The sequence below is a fragment of the Microcoleus sp. B4-D4 genome, from assembly GCF_036705185.1.
Classification (GTDB): Bacteria; Cyanobacteriota; Cyanobacteriia; order Cyanobacteriales; family Microcoleaceae; genus Microcoleus.
In genome coordinates this window covers 66,304-89,411 of the sequence record NZ_JAUBTX010000027.1, presented here as the reverse complement: position 1 = coordinate 89,411, position 23,108 = coordinate 66,304, and the positions used below count along the sequence as shown (strand labels likewise).

At 45.6% G+C, this 23,108-nt stretch carries 20 protein-coding genes; 10 read left to right on the top strand and 10 right to left on the bottom strand.

The features are described from left to right. Positions 1-456 precede the first annotated feature (456 nt). On the bottom strand, positions 457-2,391 hold the full coding sequence (locus tag QUB13_RS19580) for a serine/threonine-protein kinase (protein WP_333383644.1): 1,935 nt from the start codon (positions 2,389-2,391) through the stop codon (positions 457-459). Positions 2,392-2,487: 96 nt separating this feature from the next. Here QUB13_RS19580 and QUB13_RS19575 point away from each other — a divergent pair, with 96 nt between their 5' ends. The 3 genes from QUB13_RS19575 to QUB13_RS19565 all read left to right on the top strand — a co-directional run bounded on the left by QUB13_RS19575 (position 2,488) and on the right by QUB13_RS19565 (position 4,040). Beyond that, positions 2,488-2,709, top strand: coding sequence for a hypothetical protein (locus QUB13_RS19575; RefSeq protein WP_333383640.1), 222 nt, complete (start codon positions 2,488-2,490; stop codon positions 2,707-2,709). A gap of 171 nt (positions 2,710-2,880) precedes the next feature. After that, entirely contained in the window at positions 2,881-3,363 is a 483-nt protein-coding gene (locus QUB13_RS19570; protein WP_194071056.1) for a 2Fe-2S iron-sulfur cluster-binding protein, read from the top strand. A 206-nt stretch (positions 3,364-3,569) separates the two neighbouring features. Then, entirely contained in the window at positions 3,570-4,040 is a 471-nt protein-coding gene (locus tag QUB13_RS19565) for a phycobilisome protein (RefSeq protein ID WP_194011820.1), read from the top strand. 17 nt (positions 4,041-4,057) lie between these two features. Here the strand turns inward: QUB13_RS19565 and QUB13_RS19560 are convergent, their stop codons facing one another. The 6 genes from QUB13_RS19560 to QUB13_RS19535 all read right to left on the bottom strand — a co-directional run bounded on the left by QUB13_RS19560 (position 4,058) and on the right by QUB13_RS19535 (position 8,768). Next, the gene (locus QUB13_RS19560) at positions 4,058-5,224 is read right to left on the bottom strand and encodes a pentapeptide repeat-containing protein (RefSeq protein WP_333092800.1); all 1,167 of its coding nucleotides are present in this window, start codon (positions 5,222-5,224) and stop codon (positions 4,058-4,060) included. A gap of 717 nt (positions 5,225-5,941) precedes the next feature. After that, complete coding sequence (locus QUB13_RS19555) at positions 5,942-6,607, bottom strand: V4R domain-containing protein (protein WP_333092801.1); 666 nt, start codon at positions 6,605-6,607, stop codon at positions 5,942-5,944. A 67-nt stretch (positions 6,608-6,674) separates the two neighbouring features. Continuing rightward, the gene (locus tag QUB13_RS19550) at positions 6,675-7,148 is read right to left on the bottom strand and encodes a phycobilisome protein (RefSeq protein WP_194071053.1); all 474 of its coding nucleotides are present in this window, start codon (positions 7,146-7,148) and stop codon (positions 6,675-6,677) included. 106 nt (positions 7,149-7,254) lie between these two features. Next, positions 7,255-7,419 (bottom strand): hypothetical protein, encoded by a 165-nt coding sequence (locus QUB13_RS19545; protein WP_333383659.1) that lies wholly within the window; start codon positions 7,417-7,419, stop codon positions 7,255-7,257. Positions 7,420-7,706: 287 nt separating this feature from the next. Then, positions 7,707-7,973 carry a hypothetical protein gene (locus tag QUB13_RS19540; RefSeq protein WP_333383636.1) on the bottom strand — a complete coding sequence of 89 codons (267 nt, stop codon included), beginning with the start codon at positions 7,971-7,973 and terminating at the stop codon, positions 7,707-7,709. Positions 7,974-8,066: 93 nt separating this feature from the next. Further along, positions 8,067-8,768: a V4R domain-containing protein gene (locus tag QUB13_RS19535; protein WP_333383633.1), complete on the bottom strand. Its 702-nt coding sequence runs from the start codon at positions 8,766-8,768 to the stop codon at positions 8,067-8,069. 416 nt (positions 8,769-9,184) lie between these two features. Between QUB13_RS19535 and QUB13_RS19530 the strand changes: the two genes are divergently transcribed. The 6 genes from QUB13_RS19530 to QUB13_RS19505 all read left to right on the top strand — a co-directional run bounded on the left by QUB13_RS19530 (position 9,185) and on the right by QUB13_RS19505 (position 16,291). Continuing rightward, a complete protein-coding gene (locus tag QUB13_RS19530) occupies positions 9,185-11,005 on the top strand; it encodes a caspase family protein (protein WP_333383630.1) in 1,821 nt (606 codons plus the stop codon). Positions 11,006-13,331: 2,326 nt separating this feature from the next. Then, positions 13,332-13,499 carry a hypothetical protein gene (locus QUB13_RS19525; RefSeq protein ID WP_228042412.1) on the top strand — a complete coding sequence of 56 codons (168 nt, stop codon included), beginning with the start codon at positions 13,332-13,334 and terminating at the stop codon, positions 13,497-13,499. A gap of 170 nt (positions 13,500-13,669) precedes the next feature. Continuing rightward, complete coding sequence (locus tag QUB13_RS19520) at positions 13,670-13,795, top strand: hypothetical protein (RefSeq protein WP_255513014.1); 126 nt, start codon at positions 13,670-13,672, stop codon at positions 13,793-13,795. Between the two features lie 426 nt (positions 13,796-14,221). Then, positions 14,222-14,473 (top strand): TIGR02450 family Trp-rich protein, encoded by a 252-nt coding sequence (locus tag QUB13_RS19515; protein WP_194011813.1) that lies wholly within the window; start codon positions 14,222-14,224, stop codon positions 14,471-14,473. A gap of 436 nt (positions 14,474-14,909) precedes the next feature. Continuing rightward, positions 14,910-15,827, top strand: a complete 918-nt coding sequence (locus QUB13_RS19510; protein WP_333383625.1) for a fructosamine kinase family protein — start codon at positions 14,910-14,912, stop codon at positions 15,825-15,827. Positions 15,828-15,862: 35 nt separating this feature from the next. Next, positions 15,863-16,291, top strand: a complete 429-nt coding sequence (locus tag QUB13_RS19505) for a hypothetical protein (RefSeq protein WP_333383621.1) — start codon at positions 15,863-15,865, stop codon at positions 16,289-16,291. Positions 16,292-16,714: 423 nt separating this feature from the next. Here the strand turns inward: QUB13_RS19505 and QUB13_RS19500 are convergent, their stop codons facing one another. Further along, the gene (locus tag QUB13_RS19500) at positions 16,715-18,415 is read right to left on the bottom strand and encodes an ABC-F family ATP-binding cassette domain-containing protein (RefSeq protein ID WP_333383618.1); all 1,701 of its coding nucleotides are present in this window, start codon (positions 18,413-18,415) and stop codon (positions 16,715-16,717) included. Positions 18,416-19,265: 850 nt separating this feature from the next. On the opposite strand from QUB13_RS19500, the gene QUB13_RS19495 reads away from it, so the two are divergent. Next, a complete protein-coding gene (locus QUB13_RS19495) occupies positions 19,266-20,606 on the top strand; it encodes a hypothetical protein (RefSeq protein WP_333383615.1) in 1,341 nt (446 codons plus the stop codon). Between the two features lie 348 nt (positions 20,607-20,954). On the opposite strand, the gene QUB13_RS19490 is transcribed toward QUB13_RS19495, so the two are convergent. Together QUB13_RS19490 and cobQ are read right to left on the bottom strand one after the other, a co-directional pair. Next, positions 20,955-21,191: a 2Fe-2S iron-sulfur cluster-binding protein gene (locus tag QUB13_RS19490; protein ID WP_194068361.1), complete on the bottom strand. Its 237-nt coding sequence runs from the start codon at positions 21,189-21,191 to the stop codon at positions 20,955-20,957. Positions 21,192-21,259: 68 nt separating this feature from the next. Then, a complete protein-coding gene (gene cobQ / locus QUB13_RS19485; RefSeq protein ID WP_333383612.1) occupies positions 21,260-22,726 on the bottom strand; it encodes a cobyric acid synthase CobQ in 1,467 nt (488 codons plus the stop codon). Between the last annotated feature and the right edge of the window lie 382 nt (positions 22,727-23,108).

Genomic DNA, 23,108 nt, shown 5'->3' with positions numbered 1-23,108 from the left:
TTGAGTTGTCAAGCTTTTTTGCAAAGTTTTTTGCTTGTCTTGAAAGCCATACACAGCAGAGCTTTCCACTGCTGAGTTTTGTTTTTCATCCCCTAGCTCACTCCTCTTTGCCCCCAACACGTCCTTTTTCCACTGCCAACAGGCTTTTTGGCTGGTCTGTCATCAAGGCCATATAAAATGCTTCGCAAGGTAAAAGACGATCGCACTTAATCGCCCGATCGCGCTGGGGTTAGGGTGTGACGACCGATCACACGGTTCACCATCGCACAAGCAGGTGGTTGGTGAACCTCACTAATATATAAGTAGTGCGCGCACTCGCTGGACTTGACGAAAGGGGGGTTGGGCGTAGGATTGACCCGATCGCCCGCGTGCCGTGTCCCGTGAGACCGAAATCACCCGCAACTAAACTCTCCTTAATTCAAACAACCCCGAAACACCTGATAGTTAAGTTAGTTATCAGCCTTTGAGGTTCGATATCGAGCTAGCCTCCTCAACGCCTACATCTAAAAAGTGTAAGTGACCCTCCGAATCAGTATTCGTAGCAATCACCAAACCCGTCTTCCCCCAAGGGGCGATCGCCCTAGGTGTAGCGGGGCTGCTAAAATTTCCTACTTGAGTGCCTTGACTGTTTAAAACGAGAATCTGCCCCGCAACATCCGCCAAAACCCATCCCCAATTAGCCACACAAGCAGAGACGGGCAAACTTTCCAGGGGAATCCGAGCCACCTTGAGCGGCCACAATTTCATCAACAACACGGCCGCTTTCCCAGATTGAGGAATTCCCAGCAAAGTATAAGGCTCAGGTGTCAGCAGCATCTCTCCGATGCTGGCAGACAACCGCACAGAACCAACCGAATTGCCGCGACGAGTGTAAACCCTAAAAATAGTTTGGGGATTTTTCGGCTCGTTGTCCGGCCAAATGGCTAAGACGTGTCGCCCATCCAAAAACATTAATTCAGGTAAATAGTGTTCCGCTAACGGTACAGTAGCAATCAACCTGGGAGCTTGTTCTAGATCGCCCTCGGCACTGTTTGCACCTAAAGCATAAAAGCGCAGTTCTCCCGGAACAGCCACTGTCAACCAGCGGCCGTGAGAATCAACAGCAGCTTTAAAAGCATCCGCACCTTGCCTTAAACCCGTATCCAGCAAGCACTGAGGTTCCCAAGATCGATCGCCCATCCAGTAAATTTTTTGTGGAGTCAGAACGCAGCAGCCGTGGGAAGTAGGTAAAATGCCACGCACGGTTTCCGGCATAGATATAGAAGTCGGCATTTCTTCGGTAACTAGCGGATTTTCCGGCTGACACCAAACCTTCACATCTTTATCTACTGCAGCGTAGAGATACTTCTCAGTCGCAATCAAAGCCGTCAGCGGTGCAGAAAGTATCAGTGGCTTTGGCTGCGAAACCGCATAACGCACAGTCCGAAGTAAATTAATAGCCTGCGCTGACGGTTCTTTCTCTTCAACTTGGGTCAAAGAATCAGTGTCGGACTTCAGACTTTTAGCGCCGCGGGTTGCGGGATTTTCCCAAGGAACTATGCAGTCGCCCAATTGCCTGACAGCGGGGTCGTACAGGATCAGCCGCAGAGCTTGAGCCATTTGGGAAGCACTGGCAAAACGCCGGGCCGGAAGCTTTTCCAAAGATTTTTTGACTATTGCTTGTAAAGGTTCTGGAATAGCGTCGGGAAGTTGCAAGCGTTGATTCAGGTGGGCCCACCTCAAGTCTCCGGGAGTGCCACCGAAAGGGCGGTAGCCCATTAGCAACTCAAACAACAGAATTCCCACTGCATATATATCTGACATGGGGGAATAAAGACCGTAAAACCGCTCTGGGGCCATGTAAGCGGGGGAACCTACGGTAGCGTCTGGAGAAAGTTCTTGGTGGAGGCGAGTTGTACCGATTTCTGGTAGCCGGCGGGCGATACCAAAGTCAGACAGGCGTGGCGACCAACCTCTGGAGCCTAGAGTTAGGAGAATATTTTCTGGTTTTACGTCGCAGTGAACTACACCTCGGCGGTGGGCGTAGTCTAAGCCTGTTAAAACTTCCATGACTAGCTGCAAACCTTCGAGCAGCCGCAAGGGACGGTCTTGTTTGAGCAGGTTGCGGAGGGTTCCGCCCTCGCAGTAGTCCATGACCAAGTACCTGCCTGTAGCTGTGTGTTCTAGAGCTCGGCAGGTGACAATGTTGGGGTGCTGCAAGGTGATCAGAAACCACAGCTCTCGCAAGAATTCGCTAGTTGGGGCTTTTTGATGGCTGAGTTCTTTGAGAGCAACCAGTTGGCTGGTGAGGCGGGAGTCTTTGGCGGGAGTTTCTCGAACGCTGGCACAAAATACCCGACCGAATTGCCCTTGTCCGACTAGCCCTAAAATACGGTATTTAGAATGTTGCATCTGTCTAATTATAGGAAATGCTTGAGCTAGTATTAAAAAGATATGTAAAAAATTCTGACAAAAATTCAAACTTTGAATCGATCGCCAGTTACTGCTATGTTATCTCAGGTTCCTTCTCGGCTGAGTAAAGCCGATCGCGCAATCTCACCTACTAAAATCCTTGAGCTTCGGAATCAGTATCAATATTGCCTGATTCGGATGCCTGATCTCGAACTGCCTGTGGCTGCTATTTTAGTTGATCGCGAGTATTACAGTTTGTTTAAGGCTTTCGAGAAACCGTCTCAGGTTTTAGCCATCGCACCTTACGTTGGGGAATAGGGCGACTCAACAGCGATTACCAAAACAGCACTCGCGGTTATGCAATCAGGGTTCGAGAACCGGAAGCCGATGCTGTCAAACCATCTTAACGTTTTTACGAGTCACCCCAAATTGTTTGAACTTTAAATATTTCACGCTTGCATACTTAATTGGACAGAATGAAAAATCAATATGGTTAAAATTATTAGACTAGATCCAATTGCCGAAGAAATGGCAGTGGAAACCCGATCGAATATCCTGTCTGCCTTACTTTCCAAAGACTTAGACGTTCTCAAGGAATGCGGAGGGCGGGGAATGTGCGCTACCTGCCACGTTTACATTAAAGACGGCATGGAAGGCTTGTCTGACATCAACCGCCGCGAGAGGAGGACGTTGGAAGTCATTACTACAGCTCAAGCCAATTCGCGACTTGCTTGTCAGGCGCAAATTATCGGCGAGGGTGTGGTTGTACAGATACCTGCGGGGATGTACATCAATGCTATCGAAAATGTGGAAGCTCTGATCGGCCGCCGGGCCCAGCAAGATTTGCTACACCCAATTACGGGTCAAGTAGTTGTGGAATCGGGAAAGTTGATTACTCGTTCGATAGTTGCACAGCTTAATGAAACCCGCTTCCAAGTAGGACAATATTTAGTTCGGACTAAAGAAGCGTAAATTACCAACGTTATACCATTTTTCTAAAGATGTGCTGATGAAGTCTTAGCCCCCCGATGCTTTGGGGGGGTTGGGGGGTGTAATATCTAGCGCTACTTTATGAAATTGGTATTAATCTAATTGCGGATGGGGGACGCTACCCCAATTAGCGTCAAAACTTGATATGTTGTATTTAAACAGATTGTTGCCCAAAATAAAAAAATTATATGCTGAGCCAACTTGCGCGTTTAAGTACCGAAGCAGACGGACGCTACGCCACTGCTGACGAGCTCCAATTTTTGAAAGACTACTTTCAGTCTTTGAATCACCGGATGAGTGCTTATAAAAAAATTCAAGCCTCTGAAACAGAAATTATGCGGCAAGTGGAAGCACAAATGCGGTCTCTAGACCCTAATTTATTTCGCCGGGGGACTCAAGATGTGACTGAAAAGTGCCGTGGAGATATTCTGCGGGTGTTGAGGCATTCGACGGCAGCACTGTTGATTAATGATACTGAACGGTTGCGCGATCGACTATTGCTTTGGTTGCAAACTATTTTAGGCGCTGTTCAAGTTAGAAATATTGCTACCGTGACCTACGATGTGATGAAAAAGGTACTCAAACAATATCTCACGACTGAAGAAACCAACCTATTTTTTCCTATTCTGGACATGAACCGCACTTTACTGGGCAAATAATCAAGGGAGTTAACACCTTAACCGCGATAAATTTTGCCGTTAGGAAGAATGACTCCAATCAATTTTGCTCCAGTCAAATTCGCCTCAGTGAGAATGGCTCCCCGGAGGTTGGCTCCTGTCAAGTCAGCTTTCCGTAAGTTGGCTTTACTCAGGTTAGCTTTGCTCAAATCAATTTCATGTAGGCAAGAATTAGAAAGGTTGGCACTAATCAGGTAGGCTCCGCTCAAGTTGGCTTTGCTGAGGTTGGCCCCGCTCAAGTTGGCTTCCATCAGATAAGCACCGCTGAAGTTAGCTTCGTTCAACAATGCCTCTGCCATATTGATTCCAGTTAAAAGTTTGCCACTCAAATCTACACCAGTCAGGTCTGCGTTGCTGAGGTTGATACCGCTTAAGTGACAGCCATTCAAAGCAATCTTTCTCAGGTAGGTTTTGCTGAGGTCTGCTTTGCACAAGTTGGCTCTTTCCAAGCAAGCTTCGGTGAGGTCTGATTCGCTCAAACACGCGCCGTTTAAATAGGCTTGAGTGAGGTTGGCTCGTCTGAGGTTAGCTTTCAAAAGGTTGGCACCGGTGAGGTTGGCACCGGTGAGGTTGGCTCCGGCTAGATTGGCTTTCGACAATTCAGCTCCGGTGAGCTGCGCTTGGCTCAAGTCTGCTTCTTTGAGACTGGCTAGACTCAAGTCTGCATCTTTCAAGTTTGCCCCGTTGAGATTAGCTTTAATCAGATAGGCTTTACTGAGATTGGCCTCGCACAGAACGACTTTGGAGAGTTTTGCCGCGCTCATATCTGCACCTATGAGACTAGCCTTGAGGAGAATTGCTCCAGTCAGGTTTGCCCAATTCAGGTGAGCACCACTGAGGTTTGCTCCGGTGAGGTTGGCTCCGCTGAGATTGGCTCCGCTCAGACTTGCAGCCATGAGGTTTGCTCCGGTGAGGTTGGCTCCGCTGAGGTCGGCTTTGCTGAGGTTTGCTCGGCTCAGATGGGCTTTGGTGAGGTCGGCCCCACTGAGATTGGCACCAATTAAGTAGGGTCGCTGCTGGTGTTCGTTGAGGTTGTCCAAACGTAGAGTTGGAGCATCGCTGGAACGGAATAAATCGATCGGACTCAACACAATGCCGCGCAGGTTTGCCTGTCTAAAATCTCTTTCGCCGGCTGCATATCGATTTAGAAGTTCATTGGCGTCCATTAAGTTAGATAAAAAAAATTGAGGTTGTGATTGCTTTTAAGTTTTATGAGTTTGTTGGGTAAGTTATGAATTGTCTAGCTGCGAGTTTCCAACTTTTTTTGATGGCTAAAACCATTTTTAAAACTCTGTAGCTTTTTTATAATTTAACTTACTTTTTAGATATTTTTGTAGATGCAATGGTGAAAGAATAATCTCGTTTGCGGTAGATTGACAACAAAAATATTTCGTAGTGCGGACTAAAGTCCGCAGCCTGAGAGCGGACTTTAGTCCGCACTACGAAATATTTTTGTTATGGTAATTTACCAGACATGATAAAGTCCATCTGAATATTGGAGCATCTCCGGCTGTGTAAAAATATTGTTTTAGTTGAGTGCTGTCCGCCAAGAGCGAGTGTTGTATAACGTATGCTGTGCGGGGGGCAGGACTACAAATGCAAAATTTAGATGCTCGCTCTGATAGCAGTCTCCTAAAAAAGAAAATTTTAGGCCTGCGTTCCCCACTCTAGCAGCGATCATACCACGTCGGCTCAATTTGCCGCAATCTATAAAAGTTGGCAATGAGGAATGCAAGTCCTCATCATTAGAGGACTTGCATTCCTTTCGATCGAACCCATCTGATTGCGATCGCCCTTTTCGGAGATGATATTAGTTTTTATTGACCGAAAATTTAAAATATTATCACAGCTATTATAAACCAACTAATAGCTGTGATAATAAGTCAGTTTTTGGGTTTGCAAAGTTTACTAATAATAGCTTCGTGAGTTTCTCCTTCTTCGAGCATTAAATCTGCTGGTTGCAGGCGATCGCGTATACCTAAAATAAAGCGGTTGCAGTCGGAACCCAAGGATTCGCAAGAGGTTTGCAGGCAGTGGAGTTCTCTACCTGTAAGCTGAGTAAAGAAGGAACTTAAGATGCCTGCTTCTAAAAAACAGGCTGGCCACTTGGATTGGGGGGCTGTTTTGGCAAACAGAGAGTTAGTAATTTTTACTATTAAAAATCCCTGTTCGGAATAGCTGGGGTCAAGTTCAAATGTGCCCCATCCGTGAGTTTTCCAGCACTGTTGCAGGGACTGCAGAAATTCTACCATTTCCATTTCGGAAACTGGCTGACCGTAGTATTCGCTGACTTCTTCGCAAAAACGCACGTAGAAGTTTTTTCCCCACCAGCGACCGCAGTTAAAAAGGACGAGTCGGGAGGCTTGACCGGTTTCTTGTTCTAAGCCGATATAAATGGCTTGAATTAGTGTTTCTGGGAGGGCTATGAGTCGATCGCCCCGGCGGTTCTCCAGCAGCCCGAGTTCAAGGTCGCCTCGGACGTAGGCATCGCTAGCAAAGTAGTTTCCAGGGAGTCGGGGCTGTTTGAGCAGGTCGGCAATATTAATCATGGGAAATTAGGAATTAGGAATTGGGAATTGGGAATTGGGAATTGGGAATTGGGAATTGGGAATTTGCCTATTCTTCGTTATCTCGATCGATAATCATTGACTGTGCTTGGTCAAAGAATGGTTGCAATATAGCTCTGGCTTGCTCAGAAAGTAGTTCTTTTAAGCGAGTTTGCAGCATATTGCAAACACTTATTTCGATCTTTTGAGTGTGGTGGGCTTCGACGATGCCGGAAACCCAGTCGAGTAGTCGCTGTTCGAGAAAATCTCGATCGTTTAGCAGCATGGCCATAGAGCTGTACCGCAAGACTAAGAGCCAGTGTTTGAGCGATCGTTCTAGGGTTTCTGATTTTTCATCTGGGAATGCTTCTTGTAGCTGGTTGGCGATTGGTTGGAAGATGCTTGCTTCCTTCTCTCGCAAAAATTCATAAATTTTTAAGCGTTGGGAGAGGGTTGCAATTTGACGCTTAAAAGCTATGAGTTCTTCGCCTTTTAAAAAACGGTTTTCTGCCTGATCCAGCAGCGCCTCAATTTCAGGGTGCATAATTTTAATTTAGTGGTAATCGGTTATTGTTGACATACTCCAAGCGCGTAAACGCACTCTTGCTTCCAAGAATTACTTCTTAGACTTTCTGTTTCTAGGCAACTAACTACCCGACAGAAGTATTTTTGTTAAGTCTTACGTTCGCTCTACAGACTGAAACGGCAAGACCTGCCGCCCAAATATTTATAGCTGAATTAATATCGCGGACATGGTTGGCCCCGCATTTCGGAAAATCCCACTTTCTGGTATTTACTGGTAACTTATCTACAATATTACCGTAATTCCGGCAACGCCTAGAGCTATAAAACCATCGGTCAATTTTGACAAATGTCCTAATGTCCTACGGTACCACTCACACTTATATTCAAGTTGCGTGATTAATTCTTTCCAACTGGCATCACTAATAGAATCGGTACTTGAATGCTCTCTGTGTCATGTCTCACACCATAGCATTTATTCTCTAAAAGGAAGGAGGAATGAAGAAGGAAGAAGACAAATGGAAGTTGGAAGAAGGAAGGGGGAAGATAGAATTTTTTTGTTTTCTCTTCCCCAAACAGATTAAAAGAGGTCGAATAGGTCGTCAATGGTGACTTCGGTTGGTTGGGAAATAGAAATTACTGGCAAGGGTGGCGGTAGGGGCAAGGATCCAACTTGAGGAATTCCTTCCCAAGAAATAGCTTGAAAAAATTCGGCTACCGATCGGGTTAAAGTCAGGACTTGACGGGGAGTGGAGCCATTTTGGGTTTCTAAAGGTTTTCCCAGCCAATTGTAGTTATTAAAGAAGTCTTGGACAGACTTGTCCAACCCTAAAGTTTGACTTTTCATCTTTCTTCCTGCCTGGAGAGGTCCACCGTCGCACTTGCGAGCGCGAATTGGTGGGAGGAAAGGCAGGGCAGGTTATGTGCCTTTCCAGGTTGTTTAGCGCAACATTTCACCGTTTTGCAGTCGATTTTCAATATCGCGGGCGTTAGCACCTTCGTTAAGCCAGAATGCTGCTGCATCAATTTTATCTGGGTTGCCGAGGAGGAATTTACAATAGGTTTCTCCCATTGAGTAACATTGGAGTTCTATGCAGCTTAGAGGCTTTTTGACTAGAGCTCCGAAGAAACCTGCAAACAAACCGGCGTATAGGTGACAGACTGGTTTGCCCACGTCGCCCAACGTGCGAGCAACTGCTGAGTCAAAGAGGTTGATGAAGATGCACCCGTTTTTGCGATCGCTCATGTCCACTTCCCAACGACCCCAACCTTGAGCTGTGAACGGCCACCACCAAGTTTCTAGCAGAAACATGAGATTTGACTGGCGAATATTCTGGTCGAATTCGGCACTAAACCATTTTTGAAAAAATTCAGAATCTTGGAGTCCCCACTGACAACCAATAGTATACATGATTACAGAAGAAGCAGGGCCTACTTCTTCTTCGAGTCCTTCTACCAAGCCGATGATGAAGTCTTCGCTGGTAAAAATGTTGCGCGACTTACCCCAGTCGTTGATTGTTCCAAACTGGCGATCGAAGACAAAAAAATCCTGAAACCTATAATGGTTATGGCTTTTAGGAAATTTTTTCTTGAGTAGGGACTCGCTGGGGGTGGCAATTTCTTTTTGAACTGTAGAGACCATTTAGCGGGTTACTCCTGTTTTGTGTAGTTTGCAAAAAATTAGAATCAAATAGAACAAATAGAGCGGCCTGTGTATCCAATTTAACGTCATTTTTCTGAATAGAGGTAGAGGGTATAATTTTTGACTGGAGTATATACCCTTTCGAGCTCTAATATGAGGTACTATCCGGCCTAGGGCATCTTGCCCCCCGAGCGAAGTCGAAGGGTGGGCATAGGCCGGATAGGGCATACCTCACCACGCTTGAGAACCGCTATATTAAGCTGTGAAACTTTGAGGATGCTGATTTTGGATGGTTGGGACTTGTGGCTGGGGAGAATTGCTGTCGGAGGCTAGAAGGTAAAAGCGGATATAACGTTAAACGACTATGTGTTATCGTTTTGTGCAAGCTGTTAACTATATATATAGGGTATAGGGCGATGAAACATCACGCTTGTATTGCAATAGGCATCAATCAATATCAGTTACTCCAGCCTTTGAGTTATGCCCAAGAGGATGCAGAGGCACTGTACGGTTTTTTGACTGAGGAGGCTGGTTTTGCGCCGGAGGGATGTCTGCTGATGACGGATAGCTCGCCGTCGCTGTGGGGTCAATCAACCTATCCGAATCGCGAAAATATTCTGAGGTTGACGCAAAACCTGTGCGCGGAACACTTGCAACAGGGAGATATACTCTGGTGTTTTTTTAGCGGCTACGGTGTCAGCTATGAAGGGAAGGATTATTTGATGCCGGCGGATGGAAATCCGGCGGACATTGAGGGTACGGGGATTTCGGTAGAGTTCCTGTTGAATACTCTGAAAAAGGCTCCTACGGAAACGGTGTTGGTGCTGGTTGATATGAACCGCAGCCAGATTGTGAAGGCGGGGGAAACGATCGGCGCTCAAACGGCCGAGGTGGCGCGGGAGTTAGAAATCCCGACGGTGCTTTCTTGCCGCCCGAATCAAGTTTCGCGGGAAACTTCGGCTTTGCGTCAGGGATTTTTTACGACGGCGCTTTTGGAGGGTCTGCGATCGGGACAGTGCATGACGCTTAAGGGTTTAGACCGTTTCTTGAGCGATCGGCTCCCGGAGCTGTGCGACCACCATTTGCGTCCGAAACAAGAACCTTTGATGGTGGTGAATCCTCCCGGAAAGGCTCATTTGGTGATTTTGCCGGATGCGAATGGGGTGCCAACTGCGGCGCTGGCGGGACGCAATGGGAATATGGCCGTTGGTGTGGCTGAGGGGTTCGATCGCCCACAAGTGGGAGTGGCTACGGCTAGTATCGATCGGCCGGAGGCTGCTAACAATGCGATTGATGCACCGGTGGAGAAGCCGCCTGTGTCGCCGCCAAATGTTGTCCCTGCTGCTGGTGGGGGGAACGATCGACCGAACTCGGTACCTCCGCAGGATGCGGATAACAGCGGCTCGGACAAGTCGTTTTTGCAGCAGCTAGTTTTGTGGAGTGGAGCTACGGCTTTGGTACTGCTGTTGGGTGTTTTTCTGACGAACCGATCGATTTTTGTCGGTCAGCAGGACTCAGAGCCTCCATCGCCTGCTGAGAATGCCCAAAATCCTCCGCCTAAAAAATCTACTGCTGCTATTTTGCCGCAGAAGCAACCGCAGGCGGTGGAAGCCGCGAGTGGAACCAAGCAAACTGAGTCAAGCCAGCAGGTGTGGGCTGAGGCGAAAACTTTCCTTAAGGATGGTTCGGCTTCTAGTTTTAATCGAGCGGTAGTTAAGGCTCGAACGATTGCGGCTAGCGATCCGCTCTACCCACAGGCTCAGGAGGATATTGAGCGCTGGAGTTTGACGATTTTGGATATTGCTAACGGCCGGGCGACTCGGGGCGACTTTACCGGGGCGATCGCAGCTGCTAAATTGATGCCTGATGTCAATAAGGCGGTTTACAATCAGTCAAAAGAGGCGATCGCTCAGTGGGAAGAGCTATCAAAAGAGCAGCAGGTAAATACTGCTTTGCTATCGGCGGCTAAGGGTCAAATTAAGCGGGGAGTTGCCTCTTCTTACGTTAAAGGCATCCAGCAAGCTAGTAAAATTAAGGCTGGTCAGCCGAAGTATGAAGAAGCTCAGCAGTTGATTGGAGAGTGGAGCGAAGCTATTCTGAAAATTGCTCAGTTGCGCGGCTCTCAAGGAAAGCTGAAAGATGCGGTTGAAACTGCTTCGCTGATACCGTCGGGTACTAAGAGTTATCAGCCGGCTCAAAAGGCGATCGCCAATTGGAAAGCTAAGCTGAAACGATAAAAAAAAGGTTGGTTTAGTTGATAATTTCCCGGTTTCCACCGGGAAATTATCAGAAAATTGGGTTGAAAACCCCGTCCTTTGAGGACGGCTTTTTTCCATTTTTAAGTAAAATAACAAATCCATTTTCACAAATAAATATGGTAGAATAGATAAATCAGACAAGATGTAAAAACCTACCTCCGGACTGGGGGAAAGTCTACGCCCAAAACATTTTTGAGGAGATATGACTACACAGCTACGCTGCAAACGTAGTCAGCGAAAGGAACCCACACTTGCATGGGATATTAAGACCCAAATGTCTTAAGAATCCTCGTGCCTTTAGGCCGAGGAGTGTCAATTTAGCTACCAAGTTGAGGTAGGTCGATCGCCCGATCGCTCTTAACACTGCAAGAGAATACCTACAGAGCGATTAACACCCATAATTCGATCCACAATTTTACCTCCGTCAATTTTGCCGGAGGGGATTTTATATGCTGTCGGAGCGATGTTTTTTTGTTGAGCCAACAATCTCCGACGAGCTGGTTAATTAATATCTTTAATTCACCTCCTGGAACTCGATCGACAGGGAACATCGATCGCGCAAGCTGTTGACCGTGCATTTTTCGCTCGCTTGATTATACCATATCTTCGAGCTATTGCGCGATCGGGCTTAAAAAAAACATTTAAGCGCGATCGAAATGAGTTCCTTCCGATTGACGCGCCCCTCCACAGTAGAAAACCTGTTTTTTTCAACCCGAAGGATAGCGGTAACGATGTGTTTAAAAGAAATCAGGACTTAGGCAAATAAACCGAGTTTGTCTCATAATATCAAATCTTCTCTTCATCGGAATAGTAAATTCACTGTTGACTGTTAACTGTTGACTGTTAACTGTTGACTGTTAACTGTTAACATCATGTATGAGTGCAACCGGAATTTATATAAATATTGGTTTTTTAAGTATAAAAATAAGTCTTAACCAGATTTTTATCCTCGCCTGTGGGAATTCGTGAAAATGATTCTTTTTTCTAAATAAGTTGATTTGGTTTGTGAATCAAACTATCAAATATTAGTTATTCCTAGTTTATTTAAACTGTAAATATACTTAATTTTAATTTGATTGTATCGTATTTTTTGTGCAATCGCAGTCATTAACACTGGTTCCGAGTGAAAACTTTAGTTCGCACACATGGAAAGACTAAAATCATGAATAAAAATCTTTTACTGCAATCTAGCTAATACATTAAATCGTTATATATTTGACATTTTAAATTTATATTTTATCAAATTAATTAGTATTAAAACAGTAGATTAAATTGTGACTGTTGACTGTTGACTGTTGACTGTTGACTGTTAACCGTCAATAGTTAACATCATGTATGAGTGCAATCAGAATTGATATCACATACTCAAGGCGAAAAATAATTCTGTACCCTCAACCTAGAGCGTGCGGGTATTGGCCTGTTGATTTGTTTTACTTATATTTTTGACTAGGAGCAGCTATCGCTAGATGGAAGCCTATTGGAACTTGTGCTGTTTTAAAATTATTAGGATCGAGGGATTTGTGATTAATTATACAAATGAAGGGCGATCGGTAGTTGTAGTCAGCGATCCCCGCCATTAATGCGGAAAACCGATTCATCCCCATTAGCGCAGAATGTCTAGATTCGCCAACAGCGATTTTTCGCTGACAAAAATTACTAAGTTTCCTTAATTAACAATAATCAGAGCTTTGCAACAAAAGCGGAAAAATATATCATTGAGCAATCAGAATCAAAACTTGCTCGCTTATGGTAGCCCAAGTAACAATACGTATGCCTTAAGTTATAGTTGAGAGCTAAATATAGGACTGCTCTAAATCAATAAGGTAAGGTAGCAGTGTCTGGGTGTTCATGGGGGCGATCGAAAAGGAAGGTTCGGCGATCGATCCCTTCCCAAGGGGGGAGGATAAAACCTAGAAAAGGATGGATCGCGAGGTAATGCCGAACTTTTTGAGTTCAAGAGAGTAGCGCTAGCACTAAACTCTGCATTATTGTGGGAGGTGAGCCAAATTTGTAACAGTTCTTAATTATAAATAATTCTGTCAAAACTGCTAGCATAGTGACACTTTTGCTGGCAAAAACAGATAAAGTAAATAAAGTTGGTTAGCTCTAGACACCCGATCCCCATCCTGGGGATATTGAATCAATTCGATTGGTATCAATTGGTTTTAGAGTTACAACTGGAATCTAAGCATCGCTATTTAACTGAGTTCTTTAGTTAATTTTACTTTTTGCTATGAACGTGGATTTTATCAAAGCCCAAGTCAGGTTGCTACAGGGTGCAAGTTCATCGGAGCGAGAAACCCTTATGAAAAACATCGGTGTCTGTGCTGGCGTGATCAGACCGGGCGAGTACGTGACTCCGCAGCGGAAGCACGCCATCACTCTCTGGCTGCAAACAAATGCGGTACGACTCCGGCTTCCCCAACTTCCAATGGATTTATCAGGCCAAAAGCCTTCACACGGAAGTCATTAAGGGGTAGCGACAGAGTACATAAATCAGTCAATCTTACTTAAAAGTGGTTTTTGTTGAGCTGTATAGCGTCAAGGAGACAGGATCGAGATTGAAACAATGTTTGTAGGGAGAGTTGGGCCCGGAAAAACGCCTGCTGACCAAGTGGTCTACCGCTTTGGTAAAAGCAGGAGATGAACGTCAAAACTGCTAAAAAAGTAGATTTGAGTCAGTTTCGCAGAACGGATGATGGCGCACAACTACAACCAAGGTTATTTGCTTTTAGATTTGAGATTCACGATCGAGTTCGAGCTGCATAAATTTGCTATTTGTCGATCGACCCAAAAAAAGAACCCTATTCCATAGGTATATCTAATTACAGGGGCAGTCATTGAACTGCCCTTAATTTTGAGCTTGGAGGCGAAACTGCTACAAGTTACAATAAACACATATATAGCCTTTCTCAGCAAGATGAGGTACTATGCGGCATAGGACATAGGGTATAGGGCATAGGGCATCTTGTCCGATCGCGAAGTCGAAGGGTGGGCAATAGGGCATATCTCACCACGCTTGAGAACCGCTATATATTAAAGAGAGAGTTTAGCTTGACTGTCCTGTAAGCTCCAGTTCAGCGAAAGATGAGGGAAGAGGTTTTTCGCTCGTGGGGAATGTAGGATTAATATAATAGAGTAGAAGAAGTTATTGCAATTAACTTGCTTTGTCAGATATTTGTTAACGAAAATACTGTGCCGAAGAAACAAAAATTTCCTTATTTAGTTGGTTCCCGATGGACTTCTCACCAAAAAACTTGGGGGTGGCGGCACTTCCAGGTAGTCAACAGAAAAAACGAAGGTAAATGGGTGTTTGCGGAAATGGTGGCGGCTTGCGATCCTAATGTCCGTTTTTGGTTGAATGCCAGACAGCTCAAAGATCGATCGCTCTGGGAAGCTGGATGGCAGTCTACGCAAGAATTAAAGGACTTAGAAACAGCAGACTAAAAGACAGCACTTTGGGGGATAGTCTGATTTTTTAAATGATACAGAATAATGAGTATATTTAGAAGCCTGTCTCGCCACTGCTACATTTTTTGAATGTTAATAACTATTGTCAAGATAAAGTATTCAAGAGGAACAGCAGCCTGTTCGGGTTAGGTCGATAACGATTATTTGTAAGCTGTCATCTGCAAAAAAATAAACTATATATATTGGTTTGAAAAAATGATTTTGCCCGGATAAATGCAGGGTGTGCGCGAGGGCGATCGGCAATCAGGTAAAGTCTTGTAACAAGATGCAGCGCTTACTATTCATGACTTTGAGAGTCAAGCATTTTACTCTGTCTTTGACAAAATGCACTACCTATCACTTGTCTGTGTAGTGAATTCTGTGCTCATTGCTGATACACTAATTGCGATCGCCCTCAAGACAATTTGATGCTATGTGGGACAAAATTGCCGCGCACATCTCTGAAGCAACCGGAGAAACATTTTCCATCGACAACCGCCGTTCAGTCAGCGGCGGCTGCATCAACCAAGGCTATGCTATCAGTAGCAGTAAGCGCACTTATTTCGCGAAAATAAATCAAGCTTCCCAAGTTGCGATGTTTGAAGCTGAGACTCTGGGCTTGCAGCAAATGGCAGAAACTCAGACGATTCGCGTTCCTCAACCGATTTGCTGGGGAACAGAAGGCAATTCTGCTTATATTGTGTTGGAATGGCTGGATTTGCGAGGTGGCGGGGGCGAGATAGCTTGGTCAGAAATGGGGCGCAAACTGGCTCAAATGCACAAATACATCCCCCCCAGCCCCCCCTTGCTAAGGGGGGGAGAAGAGGTTGATTCTGCCTTGCTGAAGAGACGTTTTGGTTGGAGTGTTAATAATACGATCGGCTCAACTCCTCAAATTAATCAATGGACTGCTGACTGGGCCGCATTTTGGGCAGAACATCGGATTGGTTATCAGTTAAAGTTGGCCAATCGTCGGGGCGGAAATTTCAATCGGGGGGAAAGCTTGCTAGCAGCTATTCCGAAGTTGTTGGAGGGTTACAAGCCTCAACCTTCGTTGGTTCACGGGGATTTGTGGGGAGGAAATGCGTCGGTAACTGCGACGGGAGAACCAGTGATTTTTGACCCGGCTGCTTATTGGGGCGACAGAGAGGTTGATGTGGCGATGACTGAACTGTTCGGCGGTTTTTCTGCAGCGTTTTATCGGGGTTATAATGAAGTTTGGTTGCTGGATTCTGGCTATGAAAAACGCAAAACACTTTACAATTTATATCATGTTTTGAATCATTTTAATTTGTTTGGCGGGGGTTATGAGTCGCAGGCCAATCAAATGATTAATAAAATTTTGGGTTAAGGCTTCAGGATTAGCTGGATTAGAAGGAATCAACAATGAAGTTTTGGCACTGTTGCACAAAATTGGGATTTACAGTTTTGTTTTTGACCAGCATCGGGGCTAAAAATTCTTTAGCTGCTTTACCCTTACAGGTTGGTGTCTATCACGGCGGCGGTTCTCGATACATTCAGATTGCTGAAAAGGAAAATAGAATCTGCTTTAGAGGCTTTTCTTCTAATGGAGTTACGGTGGCTTCCGTTGCTGCGGATATTCACCGCGAAAACTTTTACACAATCAACGGATTTGACGATACATTTCTGTTGCAACAAGATACAGATACTATTTTATTCGGCCCGATCAATCAGTTGATGAAGTATGTGGCAGATTATGGTTTTCCTAGAAATTTAAGTGATGATTTGCAGCAGTGTCTGAGTTCCGAAAAGCCTTTCTTTAAGCGGAAATCAGGTGGCCGGGGCGATCGCTAAAAGATGTATCAGCCGCACCCTACAGCTAAATATTTGTAGGGATACGGCCACGTCGTGTCCGTAGCAGTCAAGTAGTATATCCTTTCTGTGCTCTCATATGAGGTACTATCCGGGATGGGGCATAGGCCAAACCGGGCATAGGGCATAGGGCATACCTCACTTTTGTGAGAACCGCTATATCATGTCCGGTCGATTGACGGATCTCGCGATTGGATCGCGCGTGCGTCATATCAAATCCTCTCTTCATCGGAATAGTAAATTCACTGTTGACAGTTAACAGTCAACAGTTAACAGTTAACTGTTGACAGTTAACAGTCAACAGTTAACAGTTAACATCATGTATGAGTGAACCGAAATTGATATCAGTCAGTGTCCGCACTACAAACCGTTTTTATGACAGTCATCGAGCGGACATGAGATTACTTACTTTTGTTTGGCTGCGGCTTTTTTCTTGGCTTCTTTTTCTGCTTTTTTAGCCGTTTTCTCTGCTTCAAGTTTTGCTGACTTGGCTTGTTCTTTTTCTTCGGTTATTTTATCGAGGTAGTAATGGTAATCTCCCAGATAAGTCCGAAACTCTCCGTCTCTAACTTCTACTATTTTGTTGGCGACTTGGGAAATAAAATAGCGATCGTGCGAAACGATGATTACGGTGCCGTCGTAGTTCTGAATTGCCTCTTCCATCATCTCCTTGGCGGGAATGTCGAGGTGATTTGTCGGTTCGTCCAAAATTAGTAAGTTCACGGGTTCCAGCAGCATCTTTGCTAAAGCTAGACGGGCTTTTTCTCCGCCGCTGAGAGCGCCGACGTGTTTGAATACTGTTTCGCCGGTAAATAAGAACCGCCCCAATAAGGTGCGAACTTCTTCATTTTTCCAGTCGGGTACTTCGTCGTGAATGGTTTGCATCACGCTTTTATTCAAGTCTAAGGCTTCAGCTTGATTCTGTTCAAAGTAACCGGGGATGACGTTGTGGCCTCCCATTTTGACTGTGCCTTCAGTTGGTTGTTCTAAACCCATAATCAGGCGCAATAGGGTTGATTTGCCTGCGCCGTTGGGGCCGAGAAATGCTATGCGATCGCCTCTTTCAATTAATAAGTCTGCTCCCAAAAATAGGATTTTTTCGCCGTAGGTGTGCACCAAGTTTTCAATTATGGCGACTTCCCGGCCGCTGCGGGGGGCGGGGGGAAAGCGGAAATGCAGGGTTTTTAAGCCGCCGGTGGGGGCTTCGATGCGTTCGATTTTGTCTAATTGTTTTTCGCGGCTTTTGGCTTGGGTGCTGCGCGTGGCGCTGGCGCGGAATTTTTCAACGAAGGCTTGCTGTTTTTCTAGTTCTTTTTGCTGGCTTTCGTAGGCGCTGAGTTGGGCTTCTCTGGCTTCTGCTTTTTGTTGCAGGTAGGATGAGTAGTTGCCGAGGTAGGTGCTGGAAACGCCGCGTTCGGTTTCGACGATTTGGGTACAAAGCCGATCGAGAAATTCGCGGTCATGGGATACGATTACCATCGGGGTTGTCAGCCCTTTGAGGTATACTTCCAGCCATTCGATCGTTTCTAAGTCGAGGTGGTTGGTAGGTTCGTCTAGCAGCAGGATGTCGGGTTTTTGGAGGAGAATTTTGCCCAAACTCATCCGCATTTGCCAGCCGCCGCTGAAGGCGCTGACTAATCGATCGCCATCTTCCATCTCAAATCCGATTTCGGGCAGAATTTTCTCGATTTGGGCTTCTAAACCGTAGCCGTTTAAGCCTTCAAATTGCCGTTGCAACCGATCCATTTTGTTGATCAGTTGGTCGAGATTTTCTGGGTTGGAGTTTTCCAAGTCTCGGTGGACTTGCATCAAAGATTCGTGAACTTCGTTGGCTTCGCTGAAGGCGCGCCAAAATTCTTCTTTGACTGTGCGGGTGGGATCGATTTCAAATTCTTGGGAGAGGTAGGCGATGTGGAGGCTGGCGGGGCGAATGACTTCACCGGAGGTGGGTTCGATTTCGCCGGCGATGATTTTGAGTTGGGTGGATTTGCCGGCACCGTTTACGCCTACTAAGCCGATGCGATCGCCCGGTTTGACTTCCCAGGTGACATCTTTGAGTACGACGCCTGTGGGGTAAATTTTACTGATGTGTTCGAGTCGCAGCATTATTATCGAGACTGGGGAAGGGCTGGTTTAGCGGCGGATGGAATACCGGCGCTGAGGTCGAGTTAATCTTAACAAATTTTAATTAAATTTAGTCATTGGGAAGATTTTAGGTTTGAATGGGCGATCGAATTTTAGATTTGGGATTTTAGATTTTAGATTTGAGATTTTGGACGCAGGGTAGGCAGAAACCGGGTTTTTTAGCAAAATAGTTCCTACAAAGCCAAAAATTCCTGAAAAACCCGGTTTTTTGGGTGCGTGAGTGCGATCGAATTTTAGATTTAATCGCGGCTGTCAGAAACCGGGTTTTTCACAACAATACTTTCCACAAAGCCAGAGATTTCCTAAAAAACCCGGTTTCTTTGCTGTGTGAGTGCGATCGCCAAGTGTTTAGGATGGATATATAATTCCTCTTCGATTGTAGTTGATACAATTGATGGCGGCTCTAATTGCTCGATCGTTCTAAAAAAAGTCTATTTTTGTGGTATGGGAGAAAGGGCGATCGCCTAAAGTGCGGTATAATTGCTCGCCGGAAAACGAGACGGAAACCCAGGGCTTGAGACGCGGTTCGGAAGTCGGCAACACTTTCAACAGCCTTCAATATTTATTTAGATATAGTCCTGGACGCGCGGGCGGTCAAAAATTGGTTTTTTTTTACTAAAATCCTGCGTTTTAGCCGACAAATCGAGTAAAAAACCCGGTTTCTTTAGTTTTATGCGTAACTCCTGACAAAATTAGATAATTAAAGCATTTGAGCTGAAATTAATTGAGATGTTTTAGGTGTAATTTATATATTTTAACAATTATTTCGGCTGACAAATTGTAGAATAATCAAAAGGAATAGGTGAGTTTTATGGGGCGTCTTACCGATCGAGCTTTTGACATTTTACGGGCGGAAGTTGACAAGTGCGCGGCTGGTGATGCTATAGCGGGCTCGGTGTACCGGGGGATGGTAATCAAGCGGTTGGAGAAATTGCGATCGCAAGAGGGAACTTTCGCATCAAAAGAAGAAATTCGCGATACCTTCAAAGACGAATTTCCCAACTTCAGCGAACAAGCTCTCAAAGCTGCTGTCAAAGCCAACCGCGCGCCCGGATTATTTAATAAAATCATCTTTGCTGGCGGTTTGCTGGGCGCTGGTGCGGGCATAATTTGGTTGATTAACTTACCTTTTCCCATGATTCGCTGGCCCGTGGCGAAGACAATGCCGGTATTATTGCTGCCGAGTTTTATGAGTATGGATTATAATTACCGAGAGGCGATCGCCCTTGTGGAACAATCCGATCAACTGGTTAACAAAGCGACTGCTGCGGCAGATTTTGACTTGGGCGAAACTAAAGCAAAACAAGCTCAAAAACATCTAGACTCTTTACCTGTGTGGTTTCTCGGCTATTATCCAAAGAGGTACTGCTCTTTTTTCCGCTGCACTTGGCGCTTTACATTCGATGAATTTCAAGCAGCCCGTAAAAATATCGGGCGGATGGATGCTCAAATTTTCCAGCAAAAAAATGCTTTTACTGAGTTAAATCGAGCCGAAGAAAGTCTCAATGCGGCGAAACAGGAGTACCAGAAAGGAAAAACGGCAACTGAGAGGCAAACAGCGAGTGGAAATTGGCAAAGTGCGATCGATCGACTCAATCAAATTCCCGCCGACACCCTCGCCGGAAAAACGGCTAAGCAAAAACTCCAAGCAGCAGAAAGAGACTTTCAAGCAATGGGAGGAATCGCCACCGGTTCCGCGCGCGCCGACAACTTAATCGAAGCAGCCAAAGAATTTGCTCTTTCCGCCGCCGTCGCTTCCCAAAAACCGCCGCATCCAGCCGCCGAGTGGGAACAAATAGCAGGATTGTGGGAAGAAGGAGTTAACCGATTAAAAATGGTTCCTGTCGATAATCCGGGCTATCTCGACGCTCAAACTAAACTCGCTGAATATCAGAAAAATTTAGGGATTGCTCAGATTAGACTGCAATCCGAAAAAGAGTCTGCAAAAGCTTTGCAAGAAGCTAAAACATTGTTTGCCAACTTGCAAAACAATGTGAATTCTCCCAGTCAAAATTCCGGTAACTCTCTGGGCCAGTTGCAACAAATTATCAATCAATTAGAATCCGTCAAAGCCGGAACAACTGTTTATCCCGAATCTCAAAAATGGCTGCAATCTGCTCGAAAAAAACAGCAACAATGGCAAAATAATTAAAGGTTTGGAATAAAGTCTGGGAGATTGTTATACCATTTTTCTTTCATATGTGCTATGGATAAAGTCTTAGCCCCCCCTTAATAAGGGGGGGTTGGGGGGGTAAGATCTAGCGCTACTTTATCAAATTGGTATTAGCTGCTTTTCTGTCAACTAAGGATCGAAAACTTAATAACTTAAATACCTTTTACAGTCCTCTCTCCTGTAAGTTGCCTTGCTCAAAGGAGGCAGAGCCTCCGGATCTGCATTACCAGGCAGAGCCTGGTAACGAGCAACGAGCAAGAGGGCGGGCACGGGGGCACCGCCCCTACCAACTGCCAACTGCCAACTGCCTAATTACCAATGGCCTAATTACCAAGCAGGGTCAACATACAAATTAATTGTTACTTGCTTTTTCCCGGAAGGGATGCCGGAAATACAAGCACAAATCGTCTCGCCGCCGTCAATTTCTACTTCGCAAGCGTGACAAGAGCCCATCAAACAGCCTGTAGGAATGGAAACCCCCGCACGTTTTGCTACATCTAGCAAAAGCTCTCCCGGTTCTGCTTCTACTGTCACATTATCCGGCAAAAAGCAAACTTTTGTCATTAAATTTTAACCTCAACTCTAACAAACAACAGTTAACAGTTAACAGTCAACAGTCAACAGTTAACTAATTAACCTAAAATTTGCTTGATATCTAAATGCTTTTCCACTGTATCCGCTAAAGTCTCTAACAGAGCTTCTCGGTGCTCTCGGTAATTCGGAATACCTGTAGGTAATGCACGAAGTCCCCGCTGTTGGCGCAGGTGATTTAACCAAGCTCGCCGCCAAGCTCCATTATCAAAGATGCCGTGCAGGTATGTGCCCCAAACTGATTGAGCAGTGTTGACAATTCCTAAAGTCAAATCGTCAAATAGCGGTTGAGTCAAATCTGACTGTAGCATTTGCGTTCTTCCTTGGTGAATTTCGTAACCTGAAACTGGTAAACCCGGTTGAGGATAGTTAGATGTTACGAGACGCTGGCGGGCAATTTTGTCGGGGGCGATCGCAGTTTTTAACGGTAGCAATCCCAATCCTTCAAATTCTCCCTGTTGTCCCTCCAGTCCTTGTTTATCGCTGATACTTTTTCCCAGCATCTGAAAGCCGCCGCAAATTCCCATGACTGTACCGCCAGCTACTAAGTAATTTTGAATAGCTTTTGCCATACCTGTTTGGCGCAGCACCTGTAAATCGGAAATTGTGGTTTTAGAACCCGGTAAAATCACGGCATCTGGATGGCCTAACTGGTCTTTTGGGCTAACGTATTTGACGGTGACGGTAGTTTCCGACTCTAGGGGGTCGAAGTCTGTAAAATTGGAAATTCGGGGCAAGCGGATGATGGAAATATTTAGGTCGGTTTGAGTGTTGGGAGAACGCCGATCGAGCAAATCGAGAGAATCCTCGGAGGGAAACACTTCGTCTATCCAAGGAATCACCCCAACTACCGGGATTCCGGTTCTTTCTTCCAGCCAAGTCAGCCCCGGATCTAAAATCGATTTTTGTCCTCGGAACTTATTAATAATGAATCCTTTAATTAAAGCCCGTTCGTCGGGATCGAGCAATTCCAAAGTACCGATGATGTGAGCGAAAGCGCCGCCGCGATCGATATCAACGACTAACAAAGTCCGAGCATTTAAATGTTTCGCCACTCGCATATTTGTTAAATCGCGGTGTTTGAGATTAATCTCAGCAGGGCTGCCGGCTCCTTCACAAACAACCATGTCAAATTCTTGTCTGAGAAATTCTAAGGATTCCCGAATCGCTTGCCAGCCTAAATCGAAATATTTTTCGTAATATTGAGATGCTCGCACGTTGGCGATCGCCCGGCCCTTGACAATCAATTGAGAAGTCATATCTCCTTGCGGCTTGAGCAAAATCGGATTCATTTCTACCCAAGGTGCCACGCCCGCAGCCCAAGCTTGTACTGCTTGAGCGTAGCCAATCTCTCCGCCGCTGGCTGTGACATAGGAATTCAGTGCCATATTCTGACCTTTAAACGGAGTTACCCGCCAGCCCGATCGAGAAAAGATGCGACACAATGCTGAAACGAGTAAAGATTTTCCTGCGTGAGATGTTGTTCCCACGACCATAATTGCTTTCATAATATTCAGGGGAGGAGGAATAGGTTCGAGGGAAGAGGTTCGAGGGAAGAGGTTCGAGGGAAGAGGGAAGAAGTCATCAAAATAATGGGTAGAAACCCCGTCCTTCTAGGACGGCTTTACATCGATTTAAATCCCCTCGCGGGGTGGAGAGGGAATTTAATTAACCTCTCCGATGAGGTATGGTTGCCTCAAACTCCCATTTCTGGGGTAAAGTTAGCTTGTCGGTCAAAGTTTGGCGTGCTTGTTGAGCTAGCAGCACTGTTTCTGTTACCTGGAAACTGTTTAACCACTAGCGACAGGGCGGGGGACTAGCTACGCATCCCAGGGTGTCGTGACTCAAAAAACGTAGTCAGTTAAGACTTAGGCTGGACAGGATGGCTTT